Origin of the sequence: Myxococcus llanfairpwllgwyngyllgogerychwyrndrobwllllantysiliogogogochensis, from assembly GCF_006636215.1 — a bacterium.
GTDB classification, from domain to species: domain Bacteria; phylum Myxococcota; class Myxococcia; order Myxococcales; family Myxococcaceae; genus Myxococcus; species Myxococcus llanfairpwllgwyngyllgogerychwyrndrobwllllantysiliogogogochensis.
The window spans coordinates 38,389-44,862 of sequence record NZ_VIFM01000072.1 but is presented as its reverse complement, the minus strand read 5'-3'; the positions used below and the strand labels follow the sequence as shown (position 1 = coordinate 44,862).

Annotated in this window: 6 protein-coding genes; 3 read left to right on the top strand and 3 right to left on the bottom strand. The window is 69.8% G+C overall.

From position 1 onward, the window contains the following. The 3 genes from FJV41_RS19525 to FJV41_RS19515 form a co-directional block, all read right to left on the bottom strand. Positions 1-1,477, bottom strand: a 1,477-nt coding sequence (locus FJV41_RS19525; RefSeq protein ID WP_141644018.1) for an FHA domain-containing protein, incomplete at its 3' end; no start/stop codon positions are given. Positions 1,478-1,530: 53 nt separating this feature from the next. Further along, a complete protein-coding gene (locus tag FJV41_RS19520; protein WP_141644017.1) occupies positions 1,531-2,703 on the bottom strand; it encodes a DUF2314 domain-containing protein in 1,173 nt (390 codons plus the stop codon). After that, positions 2,703-3,317 (bottom strand): deoxynucleoside kinase, encoded by a 615-nt coding sequence (locus FJV41_RS19515; RefSeq protein WP_141644016.1) that lies wholly within the window; start codon positions 3,315-3,317, stop codon positions 2,703-2,705. Before FJV41_RS19515 ends, FJV41_RS19520 begins: the two co-directional genes overlap by 1 nt. Before the next feature lie 238 nt (positions 3,318-3,555). On the opposite strand from FJV41_RS19515, the gene FJV41_RS19510 reads away from it, so the two are divergent. The 3 genes from FJV41_RS19510 to FJV41_RS19500 all read left to right on the top strand — a co-directional run bounded on the left by FJV41_RS19510 (position 3,556) and on the right by FJV41_RS19500 (position 6,440). Next, complete coding sequence (locus tag FJV41_RS19510) at positions 3,556-4,344, top strand: lysophospholipid acyltransferase family protein (RefSeq protein WP_141644015.1); 789 nt, start codon at positions 3,556-3,558, stop codon at positions 4,342-4,344. A gap of 11 nt (positions 4,345-4,355) precedes the next feature. Then, positions 4,356-5,744, top strand: coding sequence for a tetratricopeptide repeat protein (locus FJV41_RS19505; protein WP_141644014.1), 1,389 nt, complete (start codon positions 4,356-4,358; stop codon positions 5,742-5,744). Between the two features lie 111 nt (positions 5,745-5,855). After that, the gene (locus FJV41_RS19500; protein ID WP_246137287.1) at positions 5,856-6,440 is read left to right on the top strand and encodes a hypothetical protein; all 585 of its coding nucleotides are present in this window, start codon (positions 5,856-5,858) and stop codon (positions 6,438-6,440) included. Positions 6,441-6,474 lie beyond the last annotated feature (34 nt).

Here is a 6,474-nt window from a genome sequence, read left to right as displayed (position 1 = left end):
AGACGTGTATAAGAGACAGGAGCAACCCCAACCGCTCCCCCACCAACTCCAGCTCCCGTACGTTGTGGGGCCATGGGTAGTCCGCCAGCAGGCGCCGGGCATCCGCGCCCAGCACTGGAGGCTCCCGCCGCACCCGGCGCGCGGCGCGCGCGAGGAAGCCCTCGAACAACACCAGCACGTCCGCCCGGCGCTCGCGCAAGGGAGGCACCTCCAGCTCGAAGCCCATCAAACTCCGAGCGAGCGACGCGTCCACCTCACCGTGGGTTCCCAGCAGTGTCACGGGAACCGACGCGGTGACGAGCAACCGCACGTCCACGGGCTCCTCGCCGCCCTGCCGCGCTGGCGCCACCCTTCGAGCCAGCAGTCGAGCCAGCCGCTCAGCGGCGCTCCGGGGCAGCGCCTCGACGTGCTGGAGCAGCAACGAGCCCCGGTCCGCGCGAAGCAACGCAGACGCCACGGGAGGCTGTCCAGGCGCGCTGGCGCGGCCGAAGAGGGCCTCCTCGACGACTTCCATGGGCTGACGGCAGTCCACCACCACCAGCGGCTCCAGCGCCCGGGGCGAGCGAGCGTGGACGACCCGCCCCAACATCGTCTTGCCCGTCCCGGACTCGCCATGGAGCACCACGGGAGCGGCGCTGTTCGCCGCCCGCCGAGCACCGTCCATCAGCGCGCGCAGCGGCCTGGACGTCCCGATGAGCACGGGCGCGGGCGACTCCGCCTCCATCCGGGAGCGCACCGCCGTATAGGCCTCGCCCCCCAGACGCCCGAGCGCCGCGAGCAGTTGCCCCTCGCCCCCGGTGAACGAGGAGTCCGAGCGCGTCGCATAGAGCACGCCGAAGGGCATCCCTCCGGAGGCCACGAGCGGCGCGCACATCTCCGTCTCCGACTGGACCAGCTCCTTGCGCTCCAGCGCCACCTGCGCCAGCGAGCGAGGCACGGACATGGACTCCGCGCCCGACACCGCCGCGGTCAGCAGCCCTGTGTTGCTTCCCAGCAGCGCCGCGGCCCGGTCGGCGCTGAGGGCTCGAGCGACTTCATCCGCCAGCCGCCGCAACACCATGGCCTCGCTGGTGGCCCCCAGCAGCGCCGTGCCCGCCGAGTACAGCGCCGCGGCGGCGCCCACGTGAGGCAGCACCTCTTCAATCGGGACGTGGCCAGGCGACGTCGGCCCGCCTTCCACGAGGGTCACCGGGGGCGGCTCGAAGACAGCCACCGTCAAACCCACCCGGACGCGGTCTCCGGGATGCAGCACCACCTCGCCGCTGATGCGCGCGCCGTTCAGCAGCGTCCCGTTGCGAGAGCCCAGGTCCGTCAGTCGGACCTCTCCCTCGTGGACGGTCAGCTGGGCGTGCTTGCGGGAGACCTGGTCATCGCGCAGGGGGATTTCGCAGGACGGGCTGCGGCCAATGGCCATGTCCGAGAGCACCTCGAAGCGGCGCCCCGCGGACGGGCCAGTGAGCAGCAGGAGTGCGGGCATGGGGCGCGGAGCCTAGCGTCCCGGAGGACGCGGGCAAGCGCCGCCGTGTCGCCCTACATCGGCCTTTCGGCGTTCAACAGGGTCCGGATCTCCCCTTCATCCAGGGCGCGGCCCTCGCGGCTGAGCGCCAGGGCGTTGACCTGGGTCTCTTCGACCTCGACGTGAGCGCCCTTGCGCCACTCGGTGGTGTGCACCGCGCCATCCACGAGCTTGCCGACGAGGGTGCCGTCGTCCCGGGCCATGAGTTCCAGCCAGAGGTTCTCCACCACCGTGTTTCCATCCGGGTGGGTGTCGAAGGGGGCTCGGACGAGGAAGGTGAGCGGCTCCATCAGCCCCCGGCGCTGGAAGCGCGCGAGGAAGGAGGGCAAGAGCGCCTGGGCCTCACGGCGCATGGACTCCGTCTGCTCCTCGGGCTCCTGGGTGAAGCGCTCCCGGTACGGCGCCAGGAGCTGGGACGTGTTGTGGCGCCCCAGGGGGGACACCACCGTGAGGAAGAGGCCCTCATGCCCCTCGAAGGTCTCCAGCGGCACGCCCAGCAGGTTGGCGCGCGCCTCCTCGGAGGGCACCACCATGAACGCCTGCCCCTCGCTGGTGCCCACCTGGGAGCGCAGCGCGGGCCCCTGACCGAAGGCCAGGTCCGTGCACAGCTCGTGCAGGAAGCTCTCCGCGGGCAGCAGGTCCTGCTCCGCGAGGTGGAAGATCTCCAAATCCCGGGCGCCGAACTTCTCCATGCCGTGCGAGTGCACCCACAGCGGCGTGTCGCCCTCCGTCACCTCCACCGCGTGCAGGTGGACGTGGTCCCGGATGTCGAAGTCCAGCTCGGTGATCTCCACCACGTCCTCGGGCTCGTGCAGCTTGAAGGCCGCCAGGTCCACGAGCACGCCGGGCACGTGCTCCAGCAGGGTGCGCACGGCCCACAGCGCCTCGAACACGGGCAGCGTGGGCTGCGCCCCACCCGGCTCCAGCGACAGGTGGTAGTAGGCCTTCGCCTTGCTCAGGCGCGTGAAGGCCTCTGGACTGCCGCTGTACGCGGCCTTGTTGAACTTGGGCAGGCCCTCGGGGCCCACCGTCAGCCGGACATGCACCTCCGAGCTGTCCGCCCGGAGCACGAAGCCCTGGCCGTCCTCGTCTGGCGTGAACTCCACCTCGTCCGTCGCGAACGAGGCTCGCAGGGCATCCAGCGGTGCGGGCCCTTCTTGCTCGGTCGCCAGGAGGTAGACCTCCATCACAGGTGCTTCTCGATTTGCTGAAAGAGGTCCACGCGGTCCACCAGGTCGGTCAGGTAGTCGAGCTTGTCGGTGGCCAGCACCAGGACTGGAGACAACCGGTAGGCACCGAACCATTCCTCATACAGGGCATTGAGGCGCTGGAGGTAGCGGGTGGGGATGTCCTTCTCCATGGAGCGGCCGCGCAGGCGGATTCGCTCCTTCAGCGTCTGCACGGGGCAGCGCAGGTAGATCATCAGGTCGGGCGGACGCAGCGACTCGGAGATGGTCTCGTAGAGCTCGCAGTACGTCTTCCAGTCCCGCTTGTCGATGAGCCGCTGGCGGTGGAGGTTCTTGGCGAAGATCTCCGCGTCCTCGTAGAGGGTGCGGTCCTGCAGCACGGTACCGGGCGTGCGCTCCAACTCCCGGTGGAGGCGGAACTTATGCGTCAGGAAGAAGAGCTGTGAGCGGAAGGCCCACGTCTTCATGTCCTTGTAGAAGTCCGCGAGGTAGGGGTTTTGGTCATTGGGCTCGAAGGACGGGGTCAACCCGTACTTCCGGCAGAGGAACGACGTGAGCTCCGTCTTCCCGGCGCCGATGTTGCCCGCGATGGCGATAAACTTTTTCCTGGCCACGCCACCCCTGCTTGTAACCCCGCCAAGCTGCGCGCACCAGCAACAAGGTAAGGAAGGCTCGTGGTAGAAGAAGTGCATGCCCCCGAGCCGTCCCTCTCGCCGCGCCCCTGGGCGCCGCCACCTCCCGGGGTGCGGCCGCCTGTCCGGCCGTCCGGGACAGGACATCTGGCCTCGGGGCTGCCCTCGGGCCGCGACTTCCGTCGGCCCGACGAACCGGCCCCGAGGAGGGGGCTGAGGGATGCGTAAGCTCTTCTGTGTCGTGACGGCGGGCGTGTGGACCCCCATCAGCTTCGTCCTGGCCATCCTGGCGATGGTGTTGACGTTGAGGCCGGCCAACTCCGTCTGGGTGGCTCGCAGGATCTGGTCCCCGGTGTTGCTCTGGGCGGGTGGCGCGAAGTTGGAGGTCCTGGGTCAGGAGAACGTGGACCCGCGGCGGGCCACCATCTACGTGGCCAACCACCAGTCCACCATCGACATCCCGGCGCACTTCATGGCCGTGCCCGTGCCGTTCCGTTACGTGGCGAAGGACCAGCTCAAGTGGGTGCCGTTCATCGGCTGGTATCTCGCGCTCGCCGGTCACGTCTTCGTCAACCGGAGCAACCGTTCCAAGGCCATCGCCTCGCTGGACGCGGCGGCGGCGAAGATTCGCGGCGGGACGAGCATCTTCCTCTACCCCGAGGGCACTCGCTCCCCGGACGGCCACATCCTGCCCTTCAAGAAGGGCCCCTTCGCGCTCGCGCTCAAGGCCCGCGTCCCCATCTGCCCCGTCACCATCGAGGGCTCCGGCAGCCTGATGCCCAAGGACAGCTGGAACATCACTCCCGGCCCCATCCGCGTGAAGATTGGCAAGCCCATCGACACCACGGGCTTCGCGGAGAATGACCGGGAGGGCCTCGCCCGCGCCGTGCGAGAGGTCATCATCGCCGACAGCCTCGCGCTGGGCGGCAAGGGTGGCGACCCCGAGGACTCCGTCGCCGCCGCGGGCCTCGAAGGCATCAGCGCCGCCCGCGCCACCTCCACTCCCTGAGACGTTCTCCCGTGCCGACGACTCCCGCCTTCCGCTTTCGCCCCTGGGCCCGCGCCGCCGTACTGGGCCTGGGTCTGCTCGCCGCCGGCTGCGGCCACACCACCTCGGCCACGACGGGCGCCCCCCGGCCCACCGACGAGCGCTCCCGGGCGCGGGCGTACCTGGAGGAGAACCAGCCGCAGAAGGCGCTCGGACTCCTGAAGGACCTGCACGCGAAGGCCCCCGAGGACCTGGACGTGGCCCGCACCCTCACGGAGGCCCAGGTGAAGGCGGGCCGCACCGACGCGTGGATCGAGGAACTCCAGGCGCGCATCGCCACGAGCGAGCGGGCGGTGGACCAGTACATGCTCGGGCTGGCCCTGTTCTCCCGGGCGAAGGACGCCGGCGCGCCGGCAGTCACCGCCTTCGAGCGAGCCATCACCCTCTCGCCGGACACGGCCGAGTACCATCACCGCCTGGGTGTCGCCCGCCTGGAGTCCGAACAGTACGCCGCCGCCGTGGAGCCCCTGCGTCGCGCGGCGGCGTTGGCCCACGAGCGCACCGCCTGGCGCCTGCCCCTGGCCAAGGCGCTGCACCGCACGGGAGACCCGGCGGGCGCGGTGGAGGCCCTGGGCGTGGTGGTCCGAGGCCGGCCCGCCCCGTCCGACGTGGCCACGGCGCGCGCGCTGATGGAGCAGATCAGCGACCCCTTCGGTGGCATCCCCAAGGCAGCCGAGGCCAAGCTCGAAGAGGGCCTGCGCTACCTGAACGACCTGGATGCCCCCCAGCACGCCATCCTCGCCTTCGAGGAGGTGCTGCACGACTACCCGGATCTGGCGGTGCTGCACTCGCTGCTGGGCCTCGCCTATCAGCGCCTGGACGACGCGGGCCGCGCGGTGGACGAGTTCAAGCAGGCCATCGAAAGCGCTCCTCGCGACGGGAAGAACCACCTCTACCTCGGGGAGCTTTACGCCTCCCGTCAGCGTCCGGACGCGGCCCGTGCGTCGTTCGAGAAGGCCGTCGCGCTGCATCCGCTGCTGGACGCGGCCTGGTTCCGGTTGGGTGACCTGCATCTCGATCGCAGGGACCTGGCGGCGGCCCGCGAGGCCTTCATCGTGGCGGTGTCCCTGTCGCCCGACTCCATCCCCGCACGGGGAAAGCTCGCGCTCGTGTACCAGCTCGACGGCGACTACCCCGCCGCGGAACGCGAGCTGCGCTACGTGGTCGAAAAGGACCCGGAGAATGTGGAGTTCTCGCTGCGGCTGGGGCTGCTCTTCACCGAACAGTCGATGAAGTCCACGCGTCCGCAGGTGAGGAAGACGGCGGCCGAGGAGGCCGAGCGCTGGCTCTCCAAGGTGCTGGAGGCGCAGCCGGAGAACGCCATCGCCTCGCGTGCGCTGCAATCCCTCAAGGGCCAGTAGCCACCAACGGGTCGTGCCCTCTACACTTCGCGCTCGATGAGTGATGGCCGCAAGTCTCCGCGCACGGCAACCAATCCCGGCACGCAGCCCCGGACGCCGAGCAGTCCAGGCATGCCTCGCACGCCGACGGATCCAGGCACCCTGCGGGTGATGTCCGCCGCGCGCACCGCGCCGCTCCAGAAGGGCAAGCAGGACGGCGCCCTCGGACAGCGGCTCGCGGGCGAGGCGTCCAATCAGGCCCTCAATGCGCTCTCCATCCTGAAGGAGTTCGCGGGCGACTTCCGTCAGCGGGATCGCTTCTTCAAGTACAAGGCGTCCATCGTCGCCGGGTGGCTGGCGTTGACGGTGGCGAGCTTCGCCATCGCCTGCCCCGGCAGCTCCGTTCAGACAGGGGACATGGACGCGCGGCTGGTGCTCAGCGACAAGTTGGACCGGCCCTCCATCACCATCTGGAACGAGAGCAAGGAGGCGTGGAAGGACGTCACCCTCATCGTCAACGGCCAGTACCGCGCGGCCGTGCCTTCGGTGGGCGCTGGTGAGTTCATCACCATCACCCCCAAGCAGCTCATGGGCACCAGCGGCGCCGCCCCCGCGGACCTGCGCTTCAACACGCTGGAGATGCGCAGCAGCGACGACAGCGCGAACCTCACCGAGGACCTGCTCAACGAGTGGAAGCGCCTGCTCGGACCGAAGTAGCTCCGTGAAGCCCCGCAAACACGAAGGGCGCCCT

Excerpts from the sequence above, each read along its gene's own strand:
- FJV41_RS19520 (WP_141644017.1), bottom strand. The coding sequence starts at position 2,703 with ATGGAGGTCTACCTCCTGGCGACCGAGCAAGAAGGGCCCGCACCGCTG.
- FJV41_RS19510 (WP_141644015.1), top strand. The coding sequence starts at position 3,556 with ATGCGTAAGCTCTTCTGTGTCGTGACGGCGGGCGTGTGGACCCCCATC.
- FJV41_RS19500 (WP_246137287.1), top strand. The coding sequence starts at position 5,856 with ATGCCTCGCACGCCGACGGATCCAGGCACCCTGCGGGTGATGTCCGCC.